15 protein-coding genes are annotated in these 21,541 nt (G+C 73.8%); 6 read left to right on the top strand and 9 right to left on the bottom strand.

Annotation, left to right across the window (positions count from 1 at the left end):
- Window positions 1–7 precede the first annotated feature (7 nt).
- From AB0J72_RS07475 to AB0J72_RS07460, 4 genes are all read right to left on the bottom strand, one after another.
- Window positions 8–673, bottom strand: a complete 666-nt coding sequence (locus AB0J72_RS07475; protein WP_363396293.1) for a thymidine kinase — start codon at window positions 671–673, stop codon at window positions 8–10.
- Window positions 674–768: 95 nt separating this feature from the next.
- On the bottom strand, window positions 769–3,741 hold the full coding sequence (locus AB0J72_RS07470; protein WP_363395629.1) for a BTAD domain-containing putative transcriptional regulator: 2,973 nt from the start codon (window positions 3,739–3,741) through the stop codon (window positions 769–771).
- 44 nt (window positions 3,742–3,785) lie between these two features.
- A complete protein-coding gene (locus tag AB0J72_RS07465; RefSeq protein ID WP_363395626.1) occupies window positions 3,786–5,156 on the bottom strand; it encodes an MFS transporter in 1,371 nt (456 codons plus the stop codon).
- 23 nt (window positions 5,157–5,179) lie between these two features.
- Complete coding sequence (locus AB0J72_RS07460; protein ID WP_363395623.1) at window positions 5,180–5,938, bottom strand: glycerophosphodiester phosphodiesterase family protein; 759 nt, start codon at window positions 5,936–5,938, stop codon at window positions 5,180–5,182.
- Window positions 5,939–6,075: 137 nt separating this feature from the next.
- On the opposite strand from AB0J72_RS07460, the gene AB0J72_RS07455 reads away from it, so the two are divergent.
- On the top strand, window positions 6,076–7,647 hold the full coding sequence (locus AB0J72_RS07455) for an Hsp70 family protein (RefSeq protein WP_363395620.1): 1,572 nt from the start codon (window positions 6,076–6,078) through the stop codon (window positions 7,645–7,647).
- Between the two features lie 62 nt (window positions 7,648–7,709).
- Here AB0J72_RS07455 and AB0J72_RS07450 read toward each other — a convergent pair whose 3' ends face one another.
- Entirely contained in the window at window positions 7,710–8,261 is a 552-nt protein-coding gene (locus tag AB0J72_RS07450; protein ID WP_363395617.1) for a LuxR family transcriptional regulator, read from the bottom strand.
- Between the two features lie 118 nt (window positions 8,262–8,379).
- Window positions 8,380–10,932 (bottom strand): LuxR C-terminal-related transcriptional regulator, encoded by a 2,553-nt coding sequence (locus tag AB0J72_RS07445; protein WP_363395614.1) that lies wholly within the window; start codon window positions 10,930–10,932, stop codon window positions 8,380–8,382.
- A 267-nt stretch (window positions 10,933–11,199) separates the two neighbouring features.
- Between AB0J72_RS07445 and AB0J72_RS07440 the strand changes: the two genes are divergently transcribed.
- From AB0J72_RS07440 to AB0J72_RS07425, 4 genes are read left to right on the top strand one after another with little or no spacing between them, the layout of a single operon-like run.
- Window positions 11,200–12,711: a dynamin family protein gene (locus AB0J72_RS07440; RefSeq protein WP_363395611.1), complete on the top strand. Its 1,512-nt coding sequence runs from the start codon at window positions 11,200–11,202 to the stop codon at window positions 12,709–12,711.
- A gap of 25 nt (window positions 12,712–12,736) precedes the next feature.
- Window positions 12,737–13,540 carry a nucleotide exchange factor GrpE gene (gene grpE / locus AB0J72_RS07435; protein ID WP_363395608.1) on the top strand — a complete coding sequence of 268 codons (804 nt, stop codon included), beginning with the start codon at window positions 12,737–12,739 and terminating at the stop codon, window positions 13,538–13,540.
- Complete coding sequence (locus tag AB0J72_RS07430) at window positions 13,537–15,456, top strand: dynamin family protein (protein ID WP_363395605.1); 1,920 nt, start codon at window positions 13,537–13,539, stop codon at window positions 15,454–15,456. The genes grpE and AB0J72_RS07430 overlap by 4 nt, the downstream gene beginning before the upstream one ends.
- Window positions 15,457–15,468: 12 nt before the next feature.
- Complete coding sequence (locus AB0J72_RS07425; RefSeq protein WP_363395602.1) at window positions 15,469–16,170, top strand: hypothetical protein; 702 nt, start codon at window positions 15,469–15,471, stop codon at window positions 16,168–16,170.
- Between the two features lie 63 nt (window positions 16,171–16,233).
- On the opposite strand, the gene AB0J72_RS07420 is transcribed toward AB0J72_RS07425, so the two are convergent.
- Entirely contained in the window at window positions 16,234–18,177 is a 1,944-nt protein-coding gene (locus tag AB0J72_RS07420) for a bifunctional diguanylate cyclase/phosphodiesterase (protein WP_363395599.1), read from the bottom strand.
- Between the two features lie 116 nt (window positions 18,178–18,293).
- Between AB0J72_RS07420 and AB0J72_RS07415 the strand changes: the two genes are divergently transcribed.
- Entirely contained in the window at window positions 18,294–18,824 is a 531-nt protein-coding gene (locus AB0J72_RS07415; RefSeq protein ID WP_363395596.1) for a GNAT family N-acetyltransferase, read from the top strand.
- On the opposite strand, the gene AB0J72_RS07410 is transcribed toward AB0J72_RS07415, so the two are convergent.
- A complete protein-coding gene (locus AB0J72_RS07410) occupies window positions 18,781–19,722 on the bottom strand; it encodes a lysophospholipid acyltransferase family protein (protein ID WP_363395593.1) in 942 nt (313 codons plus the stop codon). The genes AB0J72_RS07415 and AB0J72_RS07410 overlap by 44 nt on opposite strands.
- Before the next feature lie 195 nt (window positions 19,723–19,917).
- Entirely contained in the window at window positions 19,918–21,480 is a 1,563-nt protein-coding gene (gene murJ, locus AB0J72_RS07405; protein ID WP_363396290.1) for a murein biosynthesis integral membrane protein MurJ, read from the bottom strand.
- Between the last annotated feature and the right edge of the window lie 61 nt (window positions 21,481–21,541).

Below are 21,541 nucleotides of genomic sequence, written 5' to 3'. Positions count from 1 at the left end.
AGGCCGCTCACACGAGCCGGAGCTGCCCTTCGGCGCGGGCGGCGGGGCCGAGGTCACCGACGCGGTGGTGGCGGCGGCACAGCACCTGGTAGCGGACGTCGACCTCCGGGGCGCCTTCCGGGGAGCCCCCGTCGGTGCTGGTGCCGGTGTCGGTGTCGGTGTCGCCGATGACGACCTGGTCGCCTTCGCGGGCGATGCCGCCGTTGACGACCCGGGCGTTGAGCAGCCCCGGCCGGCCGCACCAGCACAGCACCTCCACCTGGACGCGGGTCACCTCGTCGGCGAGCTCGAACAGCCGCTGCGCCGCCGGGAACAGGCTGGTGCGGAAGTCGGTGGCGAGCCCGAACGCGTACACGTCGACGTCGGAGGTGTCGACGAGGTCGGCGAGCTGCTCGATCTGCGCGACGGTGTAGAAGCTCGCCTCGTCGCAGATGAGGTAGTCGACGCGGATGCCCTGCGCCCACCGTTGCCGGACGAGGCCGCGGATGTCGAGGTCGGCGCCGACCTCGACGGCTTCCTTGCCGAGGCCGATGCGGGTGGACAGGCGGCCCGGGCCGGCCCGGTCGATGGTGGTGAGGACCAGGCCGCGGCGGCCCTGCCGGGCGTGGTTGTAGTCCATCTGCAGGGCGAGGGTCGACTTGCCGCAGTCCATCGGTCCGTAGAAGAACTTCAGGGAGCCGCCGCGGCGGAGCCGGCTGTCACCGGCGGCGACGCACGCGGACGGGTCTTCGTCGAGGGTCTGGGTGGAGGACGTCACGACGGTGCAGCCTACTGGGCCGGTGGCGGGCCACCCAGCCGTTGGAGGGTGGCGCGGACCTCGTGCCGTTCCGGGGTGCCCATCTCGTCGAACAGGCGCAGCGCCGCGGTGAGGTGTTCCCGGGCGGTGTCCGGGTCGCCGGTGGCGGTGCCGAGACCGCGGTGGGCGCGGGCCTGTTCGTACCGGTGCTGGGCGCGGGTCGCCCGGTCCAGGACCCACCGGTGGACGGTTTCGGCGTCGGCGGGACGGCCGAGGGTGTGCAGGGCCTCGCCGTACGTGTTCCCGGCGTGGCAGGCGGCGGTCGGGTCGAGGTGCCGGCCGTCGTCGTACGCGCCGCGGAGCAGCCGCAGGCCGCGGTCGTGGTCGCCGAGGGCGACGAGGCTGGCGCCGATGACGGTGCGGGCCTCGATCTCCGAGCCGGGGCCGGCGTCGTCGCCGAGCTGCCGGCGCGCCCACGACAGCAGCAGCGTCGCCTGCCGGTGCTGGCCGAGGCGGGCGCGGGTCGCGCCGAGCTCGACGGCGCCGACCGCGCCCGGCCAGGTGCCGCTGGCGCCGCCGGTGCCGCGGGCGTAGGCGATGATCCGTTGGGCGACGAGGACGGACTCGTGGTGGCGGCCGAGCGCCCGCAGGGTCGCGGCGAGCGGGGTCCACTGGCCGCTGACCTGCCGCCGGTCGTCGCCGGCGGTGAGGGACCGTTCGGTGAGGGTGAGCGCTTCCCGGAACCGGCCGACGTTGAGGTACACGTAGGCGAGGTTCGACTCGGCGCGGGCCCCCCAGCGGGGGTGGCCGATGAGGCGTTGCAGGTGCCCGGCGGCGGCGGTGAGGTCGCCGCTGCGGGCGTGCGCGGACGCGAGGTAGTTGTGGGCCATCGCGACGAGGTCCGGGTCGTCGAGGGCTTCGGCGGCGGTGAGGGCGCGGCGGTGCAGGTCCAGGGACACGTCGTTGATCGAGTTGCGGAACAGGTACGCCCACAGGGCGCGGGTGAGCAGGATCGTGTGCCGGTGCCGGTGGAGCCGGTCGGCGAGGTGGGTGACGGCGGCGACGTTGACCCATTCGACGTTCAGCCATTCGCGGGTGTCGAGCATGCCGGTGAACGTGGGCACGTGCGGGCCGACGTCGGTGAAGTCGATCGGGTCCCGGTCGGGGTTGCTTTCCCAGACTTTCGTCGCGGCGGCGGCGGTGTGCAGGTAGAAGTCGAGCATCCGGGTGGTTGCCGGGTCGCGTTCCGGGTCGGTGGCGGCGAGGTGGGCGGCGTATTCGCGGAGCAGGTCGTGGAACCGGAACCGGCCGGCGGCGGGTTCGTTGAGCAGGTGCGCGTCGACGAGCTGCCCGAGGAGGTCCTCGGCGCTCGCGGTGGTGGTGCCGGTGATGGCGGCGGCGGCGCGCAGGGACAGGTCACCGGCGGGGTGCAGGCCGAGGAGCCGGAACAGCCGCTGCGCGTCCGGGGGCAGCTGCCGGTACGACAGTTCGAACGCGGCGTGCGGGGACCGGCCGTCGACGGCGAGGTCGACGGGGGCGGGGTGGGCGCGGCGGAGCCGGTCGGCGAGGTCGGCGACGCTCCACGACGGGCGGTGCGCGAGCCGGGCCGCGGCGAGCCGCAACGCGAGCGGCAGGTGCCCGCACAGGTCGGCGACGTCGGCGGTCGCGGCCGGGTCGGCGGCGGCGCGGGCCCCGACGACCCCGGTGATCAGCCGCTGCGACTCGGTGGGGGCGAGGACGTCCAGGGACACGGGGCGGACGCCGTCGAGGCCGGCGATGCGGCGGCGGCTGGTGACGATGACCAGCGACGCCGACGCGCCGGGCAGCAGCGGGGTGACCTGCGCGGCGTCGGCGGCGTCGTCGAGGACGATCAGGAGCCGCCGGCCGGCGGTTTCGGTCCGCCACCTGGCGGCGCGGTCGTCGGGGTCGGTGGGGATCCGGGCGGCGCCGAGGTGGGTGAGGAGGACACCGAGGGCCTCGTGCGGCGGCAGCGGCGGCCGGTCGCTGTGGGCGCGCAGGTCCAGCAGCAGCCGCCCGTCGGGGTAGCGGCCGGCGACGCGGTGCGCGACGTGGACGGCGAGGCTGGTCTTGCCGACGCCGGCCATCCCGTCGACGGTGACCACCACCGGAGTGCCGCCACCGTCCGCGGCGTCGACGGTGGCGAGGAGGGAGGCGACGACGTCGTCGCGGCCGGAGTAGTCGGCGACGTCCCGCGGCAGCGTCCACGGCCGCTGCGCCGCCGCCGGGACAGCGGCCGGTGGTGGTGGAGTGGGGGCCGGGTCCGGGGCGGGATGCAGCAGGTCCTCGTGCAGCCGACGCAGCGCGTCGCTCGGCGGCAGCCCCAGCTCGTCGTCGAGGGTCCGCTGCAGCCGCCGGTACACGGTGAGCGCGTCCGCGGTCCGCCCCGCGCGGGCGAGGGCCGTCATCAGCTGCCCCGTCACCCGTTCCCGCAGCGGGTACTGCTCCACCAGCGCCGTCAGCTGCCCGATCAGCTCCGCGTGCAGGCCGAGCCGCAGCTCCACGTCGACGCAGTCCTCCAGGGCGGCGTCGCGGCGTTCCTCGAACGCGACCGCGTGCGCGCGGACCGCGGGACTGTCGACGCCGGTGAGCGCCGGGCCGCGCCACAGGTCCAGGGCGGCCCGCAGCCGGGTCCGTGCCTGCGGCAGGTCACCGGCCGCGGCGGCGGCCCGGCCGGCGGCGGCGAGCGCGGTGAACGTGACGGTGTCGAGGTCGTCGCCGGCAACCGTCACCCGGTAACCGGCGGTGTCGGTGCTGATCAGGTCCGGCAGCAGCCGGCGCAGCCGGGACACGCACGTGTGCAGCTGCGCCCGCGCCGTCGCCGGCGCGTGGTCGCCCCAGACGGCGTCGACGAGCTGGTCGACGGTGACGACCCGGCCCGGGTGCAGCAGCAGCATCGCCAGCAGCACCCGGTCCCGGGCCGCGGGCACCTCGACCGGCCGGCCGTCGACGTGGACGGCGAGGGGACCGAGGAGCCGGAATCGCACGGAGGTGAATGTAATGACCTGCGGCCGGGAGGTGCGCAGGAGGGTTACAGGCGGGTCGGTGGGGTGTTCCCGGCCTGTTCGATCGCCTTGCGGATCGGGACGGCGAGCAGCGCGAGGAACCCGGCGACGAAGAACACCAGCAGCGAGATGATCGCGACCCGGTAGGAGCGGGTCGTGTCGTAGGCGAGGCCGAACAGCAGCGGCCCGAGCCAGCTGGTGCCCTTGTCGGAGATCTCGTAGATGCCGAAGTACTCGCCTTCGCGGCCCTTCGGGATCAGCTGCGAGAACAACGACCGGGACAGCGCCTGGCTGCCGCCGAGGACGAGGCCGATACCGCCGCCGAGCGCGACGAACAGCAGCGGCTCCTTCGCCGGCAGGAAGTACGCGATGACGATGATCACCGTCCAGAGCACGAGACTGCCGAGGAGGGTCTTCCACGCCCCGTACCGTTTCGCGAGCCAGCCGAGCAGCAGCGCCCCGGCGAACGCGAGGAACTGCACCATGAGGATCGTCGGGACGAGGACGTCGTCGGACAGTTGCAGCTCTTTCGTCCCGTACTGGGAGGCGAGCGCGATCACGGTCTGGATGCCGTCGTTGTAGATGAGGTACGCGACGAGGAAGAACAGGGTGAGTGGGTACGCCTTCAACGACTTCAGGGTGTGCCACAGCTGCCGGAACCCGTCGGTGAGGACGTTCACGCCCTTCGCCGGTGCCTCCTGCGGCGGCCGGTTGCGGAGGCTGAGCAGCGGGATCGTGGTGAACCCGGCCCACCACAGGCCGGCGGACACGATGCTGTACCGGGCGATCTCGCCGGTGGTCATGCCGAGGGTGTCCTTCATGAGGACGGCGACGACGTTGACCAGGAGCAGCAGGCCACCGCCGAGGTAGCCGAACGCCCAGCCGAAGCTGGACACCCGGTCGCGGTCCTCCTCGGAGGAGATCTGCGGCAGGAACGAGTTGTAGACGACGACGGACGCGCCGAACGCGATGTTCGCGATCAGGAACAGGGCGGCGCCGAGCAGGTACCGGTCGCCGGTGAGGAACAGCATCCCGGCGGTCGCGGCCGCGCCGATGTAGGCGAACAGGGCCAGGAGCTGCTTCTTGCGCGGGGACCGGTCCGCGATCGCGCCGACGACCGGCAGGACGAACACGGTCAGGAACACCGACAGGCTCACCGTGTACGGGAACAGGGCGCCGGGCGCGATCGCGATGCCGAGCGGGTGGATGACGGCGGTGTCGCAGGCGTCGCCGTCGCAGCCGGCGGCCTTCTCCGCGATCGACGTCAGGTACGGGCCGAGGAAGACGGTGACGACGGTGGTGGAGAACGCGGAGTTCGCCCAGTCGTAGAAGTACCAGCCGACCCGTTCACGTTTCGTGCTGAGCTGCGGTGCCTCGGGTGTGTCGACAGCTGACACGGGGGCCTCTCCTACGCCGGGACTTACGCGGGGTTCCAGATGCCGCGGGCGTGGTAGACGTCGCGGAGCACCTCGATGTGATCGGTCATGATGCCATCAACGCCGAGGTCCAGGAAGTGCCCGATCTGGATGGGGTCGTCGATCGTCCACAGGTGCACGTGCAGGCCGAGACGGTGCAGGTAGTCGATGAAGCGGGGCCGGGCGAGGGTGAGCCGCCCGTACCGGGGCGGGATCTGCACGGCGACGACACTGTCGGCGACCCGGACGGGCCGGCCGGTCAGGGACCCGGCCCACAGGGCGGTGACCTCCCGCATCCCGACCGACGTCGCCACCCGCGGGCCGGCCTCGCGGCGGATGCGGGTGAGGCGGGCGGAGGAGAACGACGCCAGCAGCACCCGGTCCTCGGCGCCGGCGCGGCGGACCGCGTCGACCGTCGGGGTGACCGCCGCGTCGGTCTTGCAGTCGATGTTGAACCGGACGTCCGGCCACGCCTCGAGGACCTCGTCGAGGCGGGGGACGGCGGCTGCGCCACCGACCCGGACGGCGGCGAGGTCCGCCCACGTCACGTCGACCATCCGGCCCGGCCGGCCCAGCATCCGCTGCAGGGTGTCGTCGTGGAAGACGACGGGGACACCGTCGGCGGTCGCGTGGGTGTCGGTCTCGATGTACCGGTAGCCGAGGTCGACGGCGCGGGCGAACGCCGCTGTCGTGTTCTCGTCACCGGCCGCGGCGCCGCCGCGGTGCGCGAAACCCAAGGGTCCGGGCAGGTCAAGATAGGCCACGCCGACAGTATGCGGTGATCTTCCGGTGTGGTTGCGTAACGGCGGGTTACCTGTTGCTGTCCTCGTGCTGACACACGACTGTCGGCAGGCTTGCCGGGCGACGCGGAGTGTGGATCTGTACAGGTAGGGTGACGCACATGCGCGTGCTCGGCATTGACTTCGGCACGTCGAACACGGTCGCGATGGTCCGGACCCCGGACTCACGGATGCGGCCGCTGCTGTTCGACGGTTCCCCCTTGCTGCCCTCTGCTCTGTACTTCAACACCGACGGGAAAGTGCTGGTCGGCCGGGACGCCGAGCGTAACGCGCGGCTCGACCCGGCCCGGTTCGAACCGAACCCGAAACGTCGCATCGACGACGGTGAGGTGTTCATCGGTGACCATCCGATGCCGGTGCCGCGGCTGTTCGCGCACGTGCTGTCGCTGGTCAACACGGAGGCCCGCCGGCAGCTCGGCGCCGCCCCCGACGAGGTGCGGATGACGCACCCGGCCAGGTGGGGTGAGCGGCGCCGGTCGGCGCTGATCGAGGCGGCCCGCATCTCCGGGCTCGGGAACCCGCGGCTGATCGCGGAGCCGGTCGGTGCCGCGTCGTACTTCACCGCGGTCCTCGGCTCCGCGGTGCCCGTCGGCCGGTCCCTGGCGATCTACGACCTCGGCGGCGGCACGTTCGACGCGACCGTGGTCCGGCGGACCCAGTCCGGGTTCGAGGTCCTCGCCGAGGACGGCCTGCCCGACGTCGGCGGTCTGGACTTCGACCACGCGATCGTCGAGCACCTCGGCAAGGTGTACTCCGAAAGCCACGCGCAGAAGTGGGCGTCGATCGCGACCCCGTCGGACGCGAACGCGCGCCGGCAGCGGCGGCTGCTGTACGAGGACGTCCGCGGCGCGAAGGAGATGCTGTCGCGGACCGCGTCGACGGACATCCACCTGCCGTCCCTGGAGGTGGACGCGCACCTGACGCGGGAGGAGCTGGAAGGGCTCGTCAAGCCGTACCTGGAGCGGACCGTGTCGTGTCTGCGCCGGGCGATCGAGTCCGCGCGGCTGCAGCCGAAGGACCTCGTCGGGATCTTCCTCGTCGGCGGGTCGTCGCGGATCCCGCTCGCGGCGCACCTGATCCACACGGAGCTCGGGGTGGCGCCGACGACCCTGGAGCAGCCGGAGACCGTCGTCGTCGAGGGCGCGCTGTGCATCGGGGCGCCGTCAGCGCCGGCCCGCGCGTCCGGGATGCCGCGCACGACCACCCCACCGCCGCCGCAACAGCAGCAGCGGCCGGTGTCGGCGGTGCCGGTGTCGCCGGGGATGAACCGGCCGCCGGTCCAGCAGCAGCCGCCCGTGCAGCTCGTCCGGCAGCAGCCCCCGGTGCAGCTGACGCGGCAGGCGCCGCCGCCCGTCCAGCAGCCGCCGGTCCAGCTGGTCCGGCAGCCCCCGCCGCCGGTGCAGCAGCCGCCCGTGCAGCTGGTCCGGCAGCCGCCGCCCGTCCAGCAGCAGCAGCCGGTGCAGCAGCCGTACCGTCCGCCGGTGTCGCCGGCGCCGGTCCAGCAGCCGGCGCGGCCGGGGCCGTTCCCGCCGCAGGTGACCCGGCCGGCGCAGGCGCCGGTGCCCGCCCCGCAGCAGGACGAGGGCGAGCGGAACTGGGTCGCGGTCATCGTCGTCGTGCTCGTGATCGTCCTGGTGCTGTTCGTGATCCTGCTGATGACCGCGTTCAACTGACCTGCTGAAACACGAAGGGCCCGGCACGGACGTCCGTGCCGGGCCCTGACGCTTTCTACAGGTCAGCCGCCTTCGCGTTTGATCCGCAGGTACGCGAGGACCGCCTCACGGGTCGTGCGGACACCGAGCGCCTCCCGGGCCTCCGCGATCCGCCGGTTCGCGGTCCGCAGCGACAGGAACTCCGCCGCGGCGGCGGCGGCGATCGTCTCACCGCCGGCGAGCCGCTCCAGCAGCGCCCGCTGCTCCGGGGCCAGCTGCGGGCCGCCGGCGTCGGGTTCGGGGCCGGTGCCGAGCTCCGCGTCCGGGTCGGTGCTGACCGGGCCGATCCGGGCCAGGTCGGCGAGCAACGCCCGGCCGATGTCGCCGCCGGTGTCGCAGATCGCGACGATCCCGGCGCCGCGGGCCGCGGCCAGCAACGCCAGCTCGGCGGTGTCGGCCTCCGCGACCCGCCCGTACAGGGCGAGCCGCGCGTCGGACACGTCCCACGCCTGGTCGGTGAGCGCGAACCCTTCCCGGGTGCTCCAACCGGCGCGGGCGAGCCGGCGCAGCACGCTGGTGGCGTCGCCGCCGGACGCGACGACGTAGCGGGGTGCGTGAGCGGGGTCGCCCGCCATCAGCGGCCCTGACCGTGCACGTGACCGGTCAGGAAGCCGGTTGGTCGGGGCGGTGCAGCGGGTGTCATCCGCCAACGATGCGGTGCGCAGGCACCACCGCACAAGTGCACACCGTTACTCATCCAAGTTCCTCGATCGCGAGTGCGGCGGCTTCGGTTCGGGTGCGGGCGCCGAGTTTCCGCATCCCGGAGCGGATGTGGGTTTCGACGGTCTCCCGGGAGATGCCGAGCTGCCCGGCGATCCGGCGGGTCGGTTCACCGTTCGCGACGAGCCGCAGCACGTCACGTTCCCGGTCGGTGAGGTCGTCGCCGGCGCGCCGGCCGCGGGTGTCGCGGCGGATCGCGTGGCGGCGCAACGCCCGGCGGGTCCGGCCGAGCAGGACGACGAGCCCGGCCTCCTCCGCGAGCCGTTCGGCCTCCAGCAGCGGCGGCACGGCCCGTTCCGCGTCCTCCTCGAGGGTGCCCTGGGCGAGCAGGCACCGGACCTCCTCCCGGCGGGCGAGGTCGTGCCAGGCGGCGGCGGCCGCCGCGAACAGGTCCGGGGCCTTCCACGCGTCCAGGGTCGTGGCGACCGCCGCGAGGGGCCGGTCACCGTCACCGAACCCGCCGTCGGACCCTGTGTCGAACCCTGAGTCGCCGGCGTCGTACGCGGCCCACCGGGCGGTGATCCGGCGCAGCCCGTCGACGAGCGGCGGGGCGGGCAGGTCACCGGTGCGGCCGACCGCGTGGTCCGGCTGCCCGTCCAGCCACGCCGCCTCCCGCGTCACCCAGTCCAGGACCGGACCGGTCGACGACGGCCGGCCGGTGAGCGCGTCCAGCCGCGCCCGGGCCGGGGCGAGCAGCCCACCGTCGGCCTCGGCGAGGCTCGCGGCGGCGACCGCGTAGCCGCGGGCGACCGCCGGGAGGGTCCGGTCGGTGAGGTCACCGGCGCGGCGGACGACCTCGTCGATCTCGTCGCCGCGCAGCGCGTCGCACCACAGTTGCGCGGCGATGAACCGGGTCTGCCACGAGTAGGCGAGGTCACCGGCGCACGCGGCCGCCGCCGCCGCGGCCGCGTTCGACGCCTCGGTGAGCCGCGCGTCGGCGGTGAGGGTCTCCACCAGCAGCCACGCCGACCAGCGGGCGGCGAGGACGTCACCGGCCTGCCCGGCAGCGGACGCCGCGGACGCCAGACCGTACTCCCAGCCGGGGCGGCGGGTGCCGGCACGGACGGCGGCGATCGCCGCCCGCAGCCCCGGATGGGCGGGCGCGTCGCCGTGGACCCGCAGCAGCTCCTCGGCGCGGGCCAGCGCCGTGTCCGGGTCCCGGGACAGGGTCGCGAGCAGCCGCACCCGGTCGCGGGCGCCGACGACCTCACCGGGCTCACCGTCACCGACGGTGGTGACGGCGTCGTCGGCGGCGGCCGCGTTGCCCTGCTGCAGCAGCGCCTCACCACGCAGGACCGCGCCGACCGCGCCGACGGCCGGGTCGGTGACCGCGTCGGCGGGCAGGACCCGCAGGCACGAACCGGGCCGGCCCGCGGCGAGGGCGGCGCGGGCCGCGTCCAGGCGCACGTCCGCGTCCGGCGACACGCCCGGCAGGTCACAGGCGAGCAGCAGCAGCTCGGCGCGTTCCCCGGTGGACGCGGCGGACCGGGCGGCGCGGACCGCGACCTGGTACGCGTCGGTGTGGGCGCCGGCGGCGGCGAGGTGCCGGGCCGCCTCCCGCGGCGGGACCAGACCGGCGAGCCGCCGGTGCAACGCGACCCGCTCCGCAGGCTCCAGGAGACCGGCGGCGACCTCCGCCGTGTACGGCGACACCGGCGCGGCGATCCCGGCCGGGTCGACCTCGACGAGACCGGTCGCGGTCAGCTCCGTGATGCCCTCACCGAGGACGGTCGCGGTGACCGGCCGGCCGAGCAGGCCGAGCGCCGCCATCGCGGTGCGGGCGGGACGGTTCAGGTCGGCGAGCGCACCGGCGACCGTGTACGCGAGACCCTTGTCGGAGTCCAGGGGGGTGCCGCCCTGCGCGACGTGCTTCGCGATCGCGGTCACGGCGAGGGGGACCCCGCCGGCGCGGCGGACGACGTCGGCGACGACGGCGGTGGTCGCGCCGGGCGCGATCTGCCGGACGAGCGCGGCGGCGGCGTCGGCGGGCATCGCCGGCACGTTCAGCCACGCCGCGGCGGCCGCGCGCAGGACCTGTTCGGCGTCGCCGGGGAGGCGGTGCGGCGTACGTAACGTGACGGCTATCCGACAGTGTTCGGCGATCGCGGGAAGCGCGGCGACCGTCAACGGATCCGCCCACTGCAGGTCGTCGAGCAGCAGCAGACCGTGACGGACCCGGGACCGGACGGCCTCGGCGAGCAGCGGCGCCTCATGTGACGGCAGCCGCACCCGCACCGCCCGGGACAGCGGCAACGCGGGCACGCCACGCAGCATGGCGAGGGCACCACCGGCGAACACGGTGCCGCGGAACGTCTCACCGAGCCGTTTCAGCACCGTGGAGCGGCCCGTGCCGGGCGCGCCCGCGATGACCACCAGACCGGGGTTACGCAGGGCGTCGACCGCCGCCGCGACCAGGTCGGCGGGCGGCCACACGGCGGCACCCACCGTCGCCCTACCGGCCGTCACCCCGACCGGGACAGCGGCGGGTACACCGGCGACTGGCTCGTCAGTCGGTGCCTCAGGCACTTCTCGCCTCCATTCGTGGCACGAACATGGGATCCTGCGCGCGCAGGATATTCGTAATGTGTGTGCCGTACGTGCGTGACATGACGGTTCTGATTCCACCCGGGAGCGAGTAATGAGCGAGGACCACCCCTTGGAACCCCGAGGGTACGTCGGCATTCTGGCTGAACACACCGGCCTCGCGCAGTCGGTGATCAGTCTCCACGGCGACGTATCCGCGCCCGGTTCAGGGCTTGTGTCCGGCCACACCGCGGTTCAGGGCTGACGGGCGTGGCTCCAGGACCACTCAGCTCCCGGGTCGCGGACCTGTGCGCCGAGGTCGGCAACCGGCTCGGCGGCGGCGCCCAGACGCAGGTCGTCGACGTGCGGCGGCGGCTCGGCGAGCCGCTGCGGGTCGCGATCGCGGGCCGGCTCAAGTCGGGCAAGTCGACGCTCGTCAACGCGCTCATCGGCCGGCGGGTCGCCCCGACCGAGGTCGGTGAGTGCACCCGCATCGTGACCCAGTTCCGGTACGGCACCTCCGACCGGGTCGACGTCGTGAAACGCAACGGCGCCCGGGTCAGCCTGCCGCTGGACGAGGCCGGCATGATCCCGCAGCGGCTCGGCGTCGCCCGGCACGACGTCGCGTACGTCGACGTGACCCTCACCAGCGACCACCTGCGGGACCTCACCGTCGTCGACACGCCCGGCCTGTCCAGCGCGAACACGTCCGTGTCGGACCAGGCCCGCCGGTTCCTGTTCTCCGAGGCGCCGATCGACGACGACCTCGACTCCGACTCCGCCGGCGCGCTGTCCGGCGCGGAGGCGATCATCTACGTGTTCACGCAGTCGGTGCGTGAGGACGACGTGCAGGCGCTGGAGGCGTTCCGGTCGATCTCCGCCCGGCTGTCCAGCAACCCGATCAACTCCCTCGGCCTGTTCAACAAGGTCGACAAGCTCGCCGGCGGCGGGCAGGACCCGTGGCCGATCGTCGCGCCGCTCGCCTCCGACCAGTCGAAGGTGCTGCGCCGGGTGGTGTCCGACGTCGTCCCGGTCGTCGGGCTGCTCGCCGAGACGACCGAAGCGGGCCGGCTGACCGCGGCGGACTGCGAGGCGCTGCGGCAGCTCGCCGCGCTCCCGCAGGGGGAACGGACCGTGCTGCTCGCCTCCGTCGACCTGTTCACGACCCGTGAATGCGGGATCACCCGCGAGTCACGGGAGCGGCTGCTGCGGCTGCTGGACCTGTACGGGATCTCGTTCGCGATCGCGCAGCTGGTGAACAAGCCGACCCTCGCCACCGGTGAGCTCGTCCGGATGCTGTTCCAGGCGTCCGGGTTCCCGCGGCTGCGGCAGACCCTCGACCACGCGTTCCGGTGGCGCACCGACGCGATCAAGGCCGGGTGGGCGCTGTCCAGCCTGGAGAAGATCGCCAGCCACGCCGAACGGCCCCACGACCGGGAGCTGCTCCGCGACGCGATCGAACGGGTCCTGCAGCAGCCGGAGTCGCACCGGCTGCGGCTGCTGGAGGTCGCGCAGCTCGTCACGACCGGCGCCGTGGACCTGCCCGACCAGATGGAAGGCGAACTGACCCGCCTCGCCCTGTCCAACGACCCCGCCTGGATCCTGAACCTGCAGGGATCCGACCGTGACCAGATGGTCCGGGCCGCGTTGGACGCCGCGACCCGCTGGCGCGCCTACGCCGTCGCCGGTGCCAGCCCGTCCCAGTCGCGGGTCGCGCTCGTCGCGCACCGCGGCTTCTACCTGCTGTCCCAACGTATCCGTGGCCAAGCCCGTGTCAACTGAAGGCACCTACCCCCAGGAGCCGGGAATGCTCTCGTCCAACAACAGCCTGCGTCTTGTCGCCGTGGCTGTTGCCCTGATCGTCGCCGTGCTCACCGGCGTCGCGACCGGTCTGCTCAGCGGCGGCCCCGACTGCCCGGCGGTGCCGGCGCAGACGGCCGCCACGACCGCGCCGGCGCCGGCGCCGACGACCGCGAACGGCGGCGCCGGCATCGGTGACTCCATCGGCGGCGGTGGCGCCCCCGAGGCGCCGCCGAAGCAGCAGCCGGCCACCCACGCCGCGCAGGTCGTGCAGGCGGCGACCCCGGCGTGCACGACCCGGGAGACGTTCGGGGTGACCGCGGCGGCGACCGCGTTCGTCGGGGCGTTGCTCGTCGGTGCGGCGCTGCTGCTGCTCCTGCTGCTGTCCGCCCGCGGCCCCCGGCAGGTGCAGGTCCCCGTCGCCGGCGGCCGCAACGGCGGCGGGCCCGCCGACCAGGACCGGCGGGCGCTGGTGCAGGCGTGCATCTACGTCCGGGACCGGGTCACGTCCAAAGCCCTCGGCGACCGGCTCGGCGCCGCCCTGCAGGAGGCCGGCGTCACCACCCTCGAACCGACCGGGGTCCGGTTCGACCCGGCGCACCACGAGGCCGGCGGCGCCGCCCCCAGCACCGACCCGGCGCTGATCGGGTCGATCGCCGCCGTCGAGGTCCCCGGCTACCTGGACCGTGACGGGCGGGTGCTGCGCGCCCCGATCGTCACCGTGTACCAGGCGCCCCGCAACCCGGGCGGGCCGACCGGCGCCCACCCGACCGTCCCGCAGAACAACCAGCACAGGGAGCAGCCACGATGACGTCGACCGAGAACGCGGCGCCTCCCGCGAACGGCAAACCGAAACCGCCGAGCCCGGAGGCGGCGCTCGGCAAGCTGCTGAAGGCCGGCGTCGACGGGTCCCTCGCGTACCTGCGCAAGATCGACCCGGACGCGGCCGCGGACGTCGACACCGAACGCCGCCGGGACGTGCAACGCCCCCGTATCGTCGTGGTCGGCGAGACGAAACGCGGCAAGAGCAGCCTCACGAACATGCTGATGGGGGTGCCGAACCTGTCGCCGGTCGACGCGGCCGTCGCCACCGCCTCCTACCTGGAGTTCACCCACAACCCGCAGCACGGCGCCCGCGCGTACGTGCCGGGCCGGGAGGACCCGATCCCGATCAACCTCAGCGACCTGCGTGACTGGGGCACCGTCCTCGGCCGGCTCCCCGACGGGATGCGCCCGCCGCGGCGGATCGAGGTACACCACTCCGCGCCGCTGCTGCAGTACCTGACGCTGACCGACACGCCCGGCACCGGCGGCCTCGACTCGATGCACGCCGAGGTCGCGATGGACGCCGTCGAACGCGCCACCGCGCTGCTGTTCGTCGTCGACTCGTCCTCACCGTTCTCCAAGCCGGAGATGAACTTCCTCATCGAGGCCAGCAAGAAGGTCAACTTCGTGCTGTTCGCGTTGACGAAGGTCGACGCGTACCCGGGGTGGCGCACGATCCTCGCCGACAACAAGGGGCAGCTGCAGACGCACGCGCCCCGGTTCGGGTCCGCGCCCTGGTTCCCGGTGTCCGCGAGGCTCGCGGAGCTGGCGATGACGCTGCCGAAGGAGTCCGCGGGGGAGCTGATCCGCGAGTCGCGGATCGCGGAGCTGCAGCACGCGCTGATCGACCTGGCGAAGAAGGGGCACCTGCTGCAGCAGGCGAACGTGCTGCGGTCCGTGCGGTCGGAGTACATCCGCGTCGACCAGGAGCTCGGCGACCGGATGAAGGCGACCGACCCGGACCCGAAGGACGCCGAACGGGCCAAGGAGGAACGCGCGCAGGTCGCGACCCGCAAGCGCACCGAGTCCCGGCAGTGGTCCCTCGCTCTGTCCACCGAGACGCAGCGGGCCCGCGTCGAGGCGACCACCAGGCTGCGTTCGTACATGACGCAGCTGCAGGAACAGTTCATGGAGAAGATCGACAAGGGTGGCCGCGGCGACATCAGCGAACTGCCCGCGGAGGTCGACAAGGCCCTGTACGCGCTGTCGGTGCGGCTGTCCCACGACCTGGAGTTCCGGTTCCGGAAGGTCGGCGAGCGGGTCCTCGCGCAGGTGTTCCACCCCAACGAGCTGCAGCACGTGCTGCGGCAGCTCAACGCGAAGCTGCGGCACGCCCTGGGCACCAAGCCCCGCCGCGACGGCGGCGGCGGTGACGGCGCGATGGTCGTCATGTCGTCGGCCGGTATGGCGATGATGGCGGGCCGGGGCGCGATGGCGGGTGCCGGCGCGATCGGTCTCGCCGGCGTCGCCGGCGCCGGGCTCGTCATCCCCGTCATCGGTATCGGTCTCGGTCTCGCCGCCGGCGCGTACATGATCTTCAAGCGGAAGAGCATGACCGACAAGCAGCAGACCCGCACCTGGCTGCGGGAGGTGCTCGGCGAGGCCCGGGCCGCGCTGTCCGACGAGATCATGCACCGGTTCACCGACCTGCAGTACGCGCTGACCCTCGCCCTCGACGAGGCGATCGAACGGCGGCTCAAGCAGCTCGACGCGCACATCGCCAACATCGACAAGTCCCTCGCGGAGGACAAGGCGGAGCGGGCGAAGCGCAAGGCGGCACTGAACACGGAACGGGAAGGTCTGCGGGCCCGCATCAAACAGGTTGACGAGGTCCTCGTGCGGGTACGGGCACTGGCGCCGAACGCACCCGCGGACGCGGCCGACGCACCGGCCGAAGCGTAAGGGGGTTGGATCATGGACGGGCACTGGGAATGGTCGGAGTCCGGGGACGAACCGGACACCGGTGACACCGCCGACCTCGGCGGCGGCCACACCGACGGCACCTTCGAACAGGGGTTCGGTGACGGGCACGCGTTCGGCGACACCGGGTTCGACGGGCACGACGACTACACCGCGCTCGGCGACGGGCACGACAGCCACGGCGCCGACGACCTGGAGGAGCCGCTCGGCACCGAGCACGCCGCCGACGACTACGACCAGTCCGTCCACCACGAGACCTCGGACGCTTCGGACGCGCATTTCGAGGGCGCGGACGGTGACCCGAGCCAGCACGCCGAGTTCGAACCCGTCGCCGACCACCACGCCGACGTCCACGTGGACGTGGACGGCGGGGCGGAGCCGTTCGGCAGCGACCCCGACCTGCACGGCGGCACCGACGGGTGGCCCGAGCACACGTTCCCGGAGGAGCTGCACCTGGACAGCACACCCGAACCCGTCGACGGGTTCCCGTGGACCGACGCCGACGTCCTCGGCGGCCCCGACCACACGGCGGCCGCGTTCGACCCGGCGGTGACCACGGACCCGGCGAACCCGGCCGACCTGGCCGCGTACGACGGCGCGGACGTCCCGGCGGGCGCGGACCCGTGGGCGCCGCTGCTGGCGTCCGACGACCCGGCCACCAGCTCCCTCGCCGGGTTCTGGGCCCCGCACACATAGCCCCAGGGGTGTACGGGAGGCCCGCCACGGTCGTCGTGGCGGGCCTCCCGCGTCTTCGCTTTGTCAGCGGGCCGGTGCCGGCTGCAGCCAGGGGCGCAGGTGGTCGGCCGGCTCCGGCCGCGCGTAGTGGTAGCCCTGCGCGATGTCACACCCGAGCCGGCGCAGCGCCTCCACCTGGACCGCGTGCTCCACACCCTCCGCGACCACCGTCATCCCCAGGTTGTGTCCCAGGTCCACCGCCGACCGGACCAGGACCGCGTCGTCGTCGGCACCCGACAGGTTCACCACGAACGACCGGTCGATCTTCAACTCGTCGACCGGCAGCTCCTTCAGGTACGCCATCGACGAGTACCCGGTGCCGTAGTCGTCGATCGACAACCGCACCCCGAGCCGGTGCAGCCCCCGCAGCGTCGCCGTGGCCAGGGCCGGGTTCGCCATCACCGCGCTCTCCGTCACCTCCAGCCGCAGCAGCTGCGCCGGCAACCGGTGCTCGGCCAGCAGCCCCTCGACCCGGTCCCGCAACGTCGGGTCCGCCAGGCACCGCGGCGACAGGTTCACCGCCACCGGCACCGTCCACCCGGCCGCCCGCCACGCCGACGCCTGCGCCACCGCCCGGCCCAGCACATGCGTCGTCAACAGGTTGATCAGGCCCGTGTTCTCCGCCATCGGCACGAACTCAGCCGGCGCGACCAGCCCCCGGGTCGGGTGATGCCACCGGACGAGCGCCTCCACCCCGCACAGCTCCCCGGACGCGAGCGCCACCTTCGGCTGGTAGAACAGCACCAGCTCCTCCGCCTCGGCGAGCGCCCGGCGCAGGTCCCCGAGCAGCAGCAACCGGCTCGGCGGCGCCGCCGTCGTCGCCGGCTCGTACACCACGGCACCGTTCTTCGTGTCCTTCGCCGCGTACATGGCGACGTCCGCGGCCCGCAGCAGCTCATCCGCGGTCTCCGCCGCACCGGTGTCCGGCTGCCGTACCGCGATCCCGATCGACGCCTCCACGTCCACCGTCACGTCCCGCAGTACGAAACTCTGATGCAGCCGCTCCTGCAACCTGCCCGCGAGGGCCCGCGCCCGGTCGACGTCGGCGCCCGGCAGCAGCACCGCGAACTCGTCCCCGGACAACCGCGCCACCGTGTCCCCGGCCCGCACCTCACCCGTCAACCGGGCCGCGACCTGCACCAGCAGCTCATCGCCGTACTGGTGGCCGAGCGTGTCGTTGACCTCCTTGAACCGGTCCAGGTCCAGCAGCAGCACCGACAGCACCGCGTCCCGGGCCCGCATCGCCGCCTCGAGCCGCTCCGTGTACAGGGTGCGGTTCGGCAACCCCGTCAACGCGTCATGCCTGGCCGCGTGCTCGTGCCGGTCCGCCTGCGCCATCATCGCGTTCTGGTACCGCACCACCAGCAGCCCCAGACCGATCAGCAGCACCGCACCCACACCGACCGCGGTCAGCAGCCCACCGAACACCAGCGCCTCCACCCGGCGCAGCTCCGCGATCGCCGCGTCCGCGCGCCTCGCGTGCAGGTCCGCCGCCGCCTGGATCTCCGCGCTCAACTGGTAGAAGATCCGGTCCACGTCGTCGTTGTTGATCCGCGCGGCCTCGGCCAGCTCCCCGTTGTCGACCGCGGCGAACACCCGCAACACCGCGTACCCGTACTCGTCGTGGACGTGCCGCAGCCGCAACGCCAGGTCCCGGTCCGGCGCCCCGCCCCGCGCCTCCACATCCTTCAACGCCGCGTGCAACGCCGCCCCCGCCATCGCGTGCCGCGTCCGCACCGCGTCGCCACGGTCCAGCCGGTACTTGCGCTCCAGCGACTCCTCTTCGGCGATCGCCTTGTTCGCCCGCGCGTACGCGTCGGACAACGCCGTCGACCGGGCGACCGTCTCCGCCGCGTGCCGGGTCCTGCCGACCCCCACCACACACAACACGGCCACCGACAGCAGCACCACGATCACCCCACCGATCGCGAGCCGCCCCCGCCTGCGGGTACGCGCCGACGCCTGCATCCGCTGCCCTCTGCTGCCGTGCGTCCCCGCCGAACCGGGCTGTCGTGTCCACGTCGGCGGGGGCCGGGAGCGGGGGAGCGGTTCGTGGGAGCGGTCCGGTTGCGATACTGCCCGCCGTGACCCGTTGGACGCCGACCCCTTGGACGCTCCGTCCCGCCCGCGCCGGCGACGCCACCACGATCGCCGAGCTCCGCGCCGTCGTCCTGCGCCCCGACCTGACCCGGCTCGGCCGGTACGACCCGGTGCGGGTCCGGGAACGGCTGCTCGGCTCGTTCACGCCGCGGCACACGACGGTGATCGAGGTCGCCGGTGCCGTCGCGGGCTGCGTCGCGCTGCGCCCGGCGGCGGGGGAGCTGTGGCTGGAACACTTCTACCTGCGGTCCGACCTGCACGGCCACGGGATCGGCTCCGCGGTGCTGCGGACGCAACTGGACCGCGCCGACGCCGCCGGGCTGCCGGTGCGGCTCAACGTCCTGCAGGGCAGCGCCGCCCGCCGCCTGTACGAACGGCACGGCTTCACCGTCACCGCCAGCGACCCGATCGACGTCTACATGCTGCGGCCTGCCGGTATCGGCTCGCCGGCCGCTACGGTCCCGCCGGCCGTCACCGGGCCGGACGGTGCCGGCGCTGCGTCGACAACGGCCTGACCGGGTCCACGTACCGCGGCAGCCGCGGCTCGTCCACCCGCAGCTTGACGAGCTCCGCGGTGATCGCGTCGATGATCCGGTCCGTGGCCCGCTGCGCCGACCCCGGCACCTCCGGATCCAGGTCCGACAGGTCGACCGGGGCACCGAAGTGCACCCGCACCACCGGCCGGCGCAGCAGCGACCGCCCCAGCGTCCGCACCGTCGGCCCGAACCCACCCCACGCCGCCACCTCGTGCGCCCCCCACTGCGCGACCGGCACCACCGGCACCCCGGTCCGCAACGCGACCCGCGCCATCCCCGTCTTCCCCCGCTCCGGCCACATCCCCGGGTCGAGCGTGATCCGGCCCTCCGGGTACCCGAGCACGTGCGACCCCACCGCGAGCGCGTCGGCGACCACGTCGACGGCGTTGCCGACGTCCGCCTGCCGCCGGTTGATCCGGATGTGCCCGGCCGCCCGCATCATCGACCCCACCACCGGCGCCCGGAACAACCCACCCGTCGCCATCAACCGCGGCGCCAACCTCGCCACCCGGCACGCCGCGCTCATCGCCACCGGGTCGAACGGCCCGATGTGGTTCACCGCGAACACCACCGGCCCGGCGCGCAGCTGCGCCGGCACGTCCCCGGTCACCCGCAGCCGCGCGACCGGCCGCACCACCTCCCTGGCCAGGACCAGCAGGAACCGCCACAACCGCGGCACCCGCCACGCGACGCCGTGCGCCGCTCCGGCCACCTGCGCCGCCCGGTCCTGCGCCGCTGCAGGCACGGCGGGTCCGGCGGCCGCCAAGGAGGCCCCGGCGCCGTCGACCGTGGTGCCGTCGACCACGGCGGGGGAGACGCTCACCTCACCCCCGGCCGCACCACGTCCGACCGCCGCACCCTGCTCCACGTCTGTCATCCCGCCACCGTCACTCCGAACTGAACCAAGGAACGGTAGCGCCACCCCCGCCACCACGCACATCCCACCGCCGGCCCCCATGCCAGCGGCCCTTCCCGGAGGCCAACGCCACCAGCAACCGGCAAGCGATTACCGGCAATCCGGTAATCGGCAATCCCTCCGCCCCCCGGTCAGCGCGACCCGACCAGCAGGGCCTCAGCTGGTCCGGATGCCGGCCAGGGCGACGAACAGGAGCTGCCGCAGCTCGGTCAGCCGCATCATACGGCCGGCCACGACGTACACGACAACGCCGACGACACCCGCCGCGGCGGACGTGACGAGTGCCGCACCGAACCCGGGCGCGACCAGCGGCGTACACACGAGGACCGCCACCGCGGCGCAACCACCGGCCAGCCCCGCCGCGACCGCGACCCGCACGTGCGTGCTGACGAGCCGCCGGCCGTCGATCCGCCCCAACCGGCGCCGCAGCACCGCGGCCGCCGCGACGAGACCCGCCGTATAGGCAACCGCGTACGCCAGCGGCACCCCGACGACGACGTCCGCACGCGGCAGCACCCACACCGCGGCGAAGCAGCCGCCGACCCCGACGACCGTCACCCCGGCGGTGATCAGCGCCGGGGTCCTGGTGTCCTGCAGCGCGTAGAAGCCCCGCTGCAGGATCATGTAGCCGGTGAACGGCACCAGCGCCACCCCGAACGCCGCCACCACCGCACCCAGCAGCGCGACCGCCGGCGGTGCGCTGCGCCCGTGCGCGAACAGCAGCGTGGCGAGCTGCGGGCCGAGCACGAGCATCGCCACCGCGACCGGAGCGAGCGCCACCACGGCGAGCCGCACCGCCCGGGACAGGTCCTCGGTCATCCGCGCGTGGTCCCGCCGCACCGCGTGACGGCTGAGCCTGGGCAGGATCGCGGTCATCACCGACACCGCCACCACCGCGAACGGCATCTGGAACACCGCGAACGCGTTCTGGTACGCGCTGATCCCACCCGGCCCGCCGACCGACGCGACCCGCGTCGCCGCCGCGATCAGGACCTGCGCCGCGACGACCGACACGAGCACCCAACCACCGAGCCGCCCGATCCGCCGGATGCCGATGCCCCGCGGATCCAGGCGCGGCCGCAGCACGAACCCGCTCCGCGTCAGCGCCCACACCACCAGCGCCGTCTGACCGACCACCCCGCCGGTCGTGCCGGCCGCCAGCACCAGCAGCTGCGGACCCGTCAACGCGTCGATGCTCGTGCCGCCCCCGATCACCAGGTACACGACGCTGACCGCGATCACGATGACGCTGTTCACCAGCGGCGCCCACATCGCAGCGGCGAACCGCCCCCGGATGTTGAGCACCGCGCCGGCGGTGGCGCTGACGCCGTAGAACAGGATCTGCGGCAGGAAGAACCGGCTGAACACGACCGCCAGCGCACGCTCCTGCTCGGCGAACCCCGGCGTGTACACCCGCACCAGCCACGGCGCCGACACCATCGCCGCGACCGTCACCGCCACCAGCACGTAGAACAGCAACGTCAGCAGCCGCTGCGCGTACACGACCCCGTCGTCGGGCTCCGTGACCGCCGCCCGCGCGAGCAACGGCACCACCACGCTGGCCATCGCACCGCCGACCACCAGCTCGTAGACGGCGTTCGGCAGCGTGTTCGCCACGTTGTACCCGTCCAGCAGCCGGCTGCCGAGCCCCAGCGCGGACGCCAGCACCACCAGCCGCACGAACCCGGCGACCCGCGACACGAACGTCGCCACCGCCATCCCGCGCCCCGCCCGCCCGACCGAACCCCCGTGCGCCATACCGCCCTTCATAGCGCACCGC

Origin of the sequence: Dactylosporangium sp. NPDC049742 (assembly GCF_040674675.1) — a bacterium.
GTDB classification, from domain to species: Bacteria; Actinomycetota; Actinomycetes; order Mycobacteriales; family Micromonosporaceae; genus Dactylosporangium; species Dactylosporangium maewongense.
This window is presented reverse-complemented; position numbering and strand designations above follow the sequence as displayed.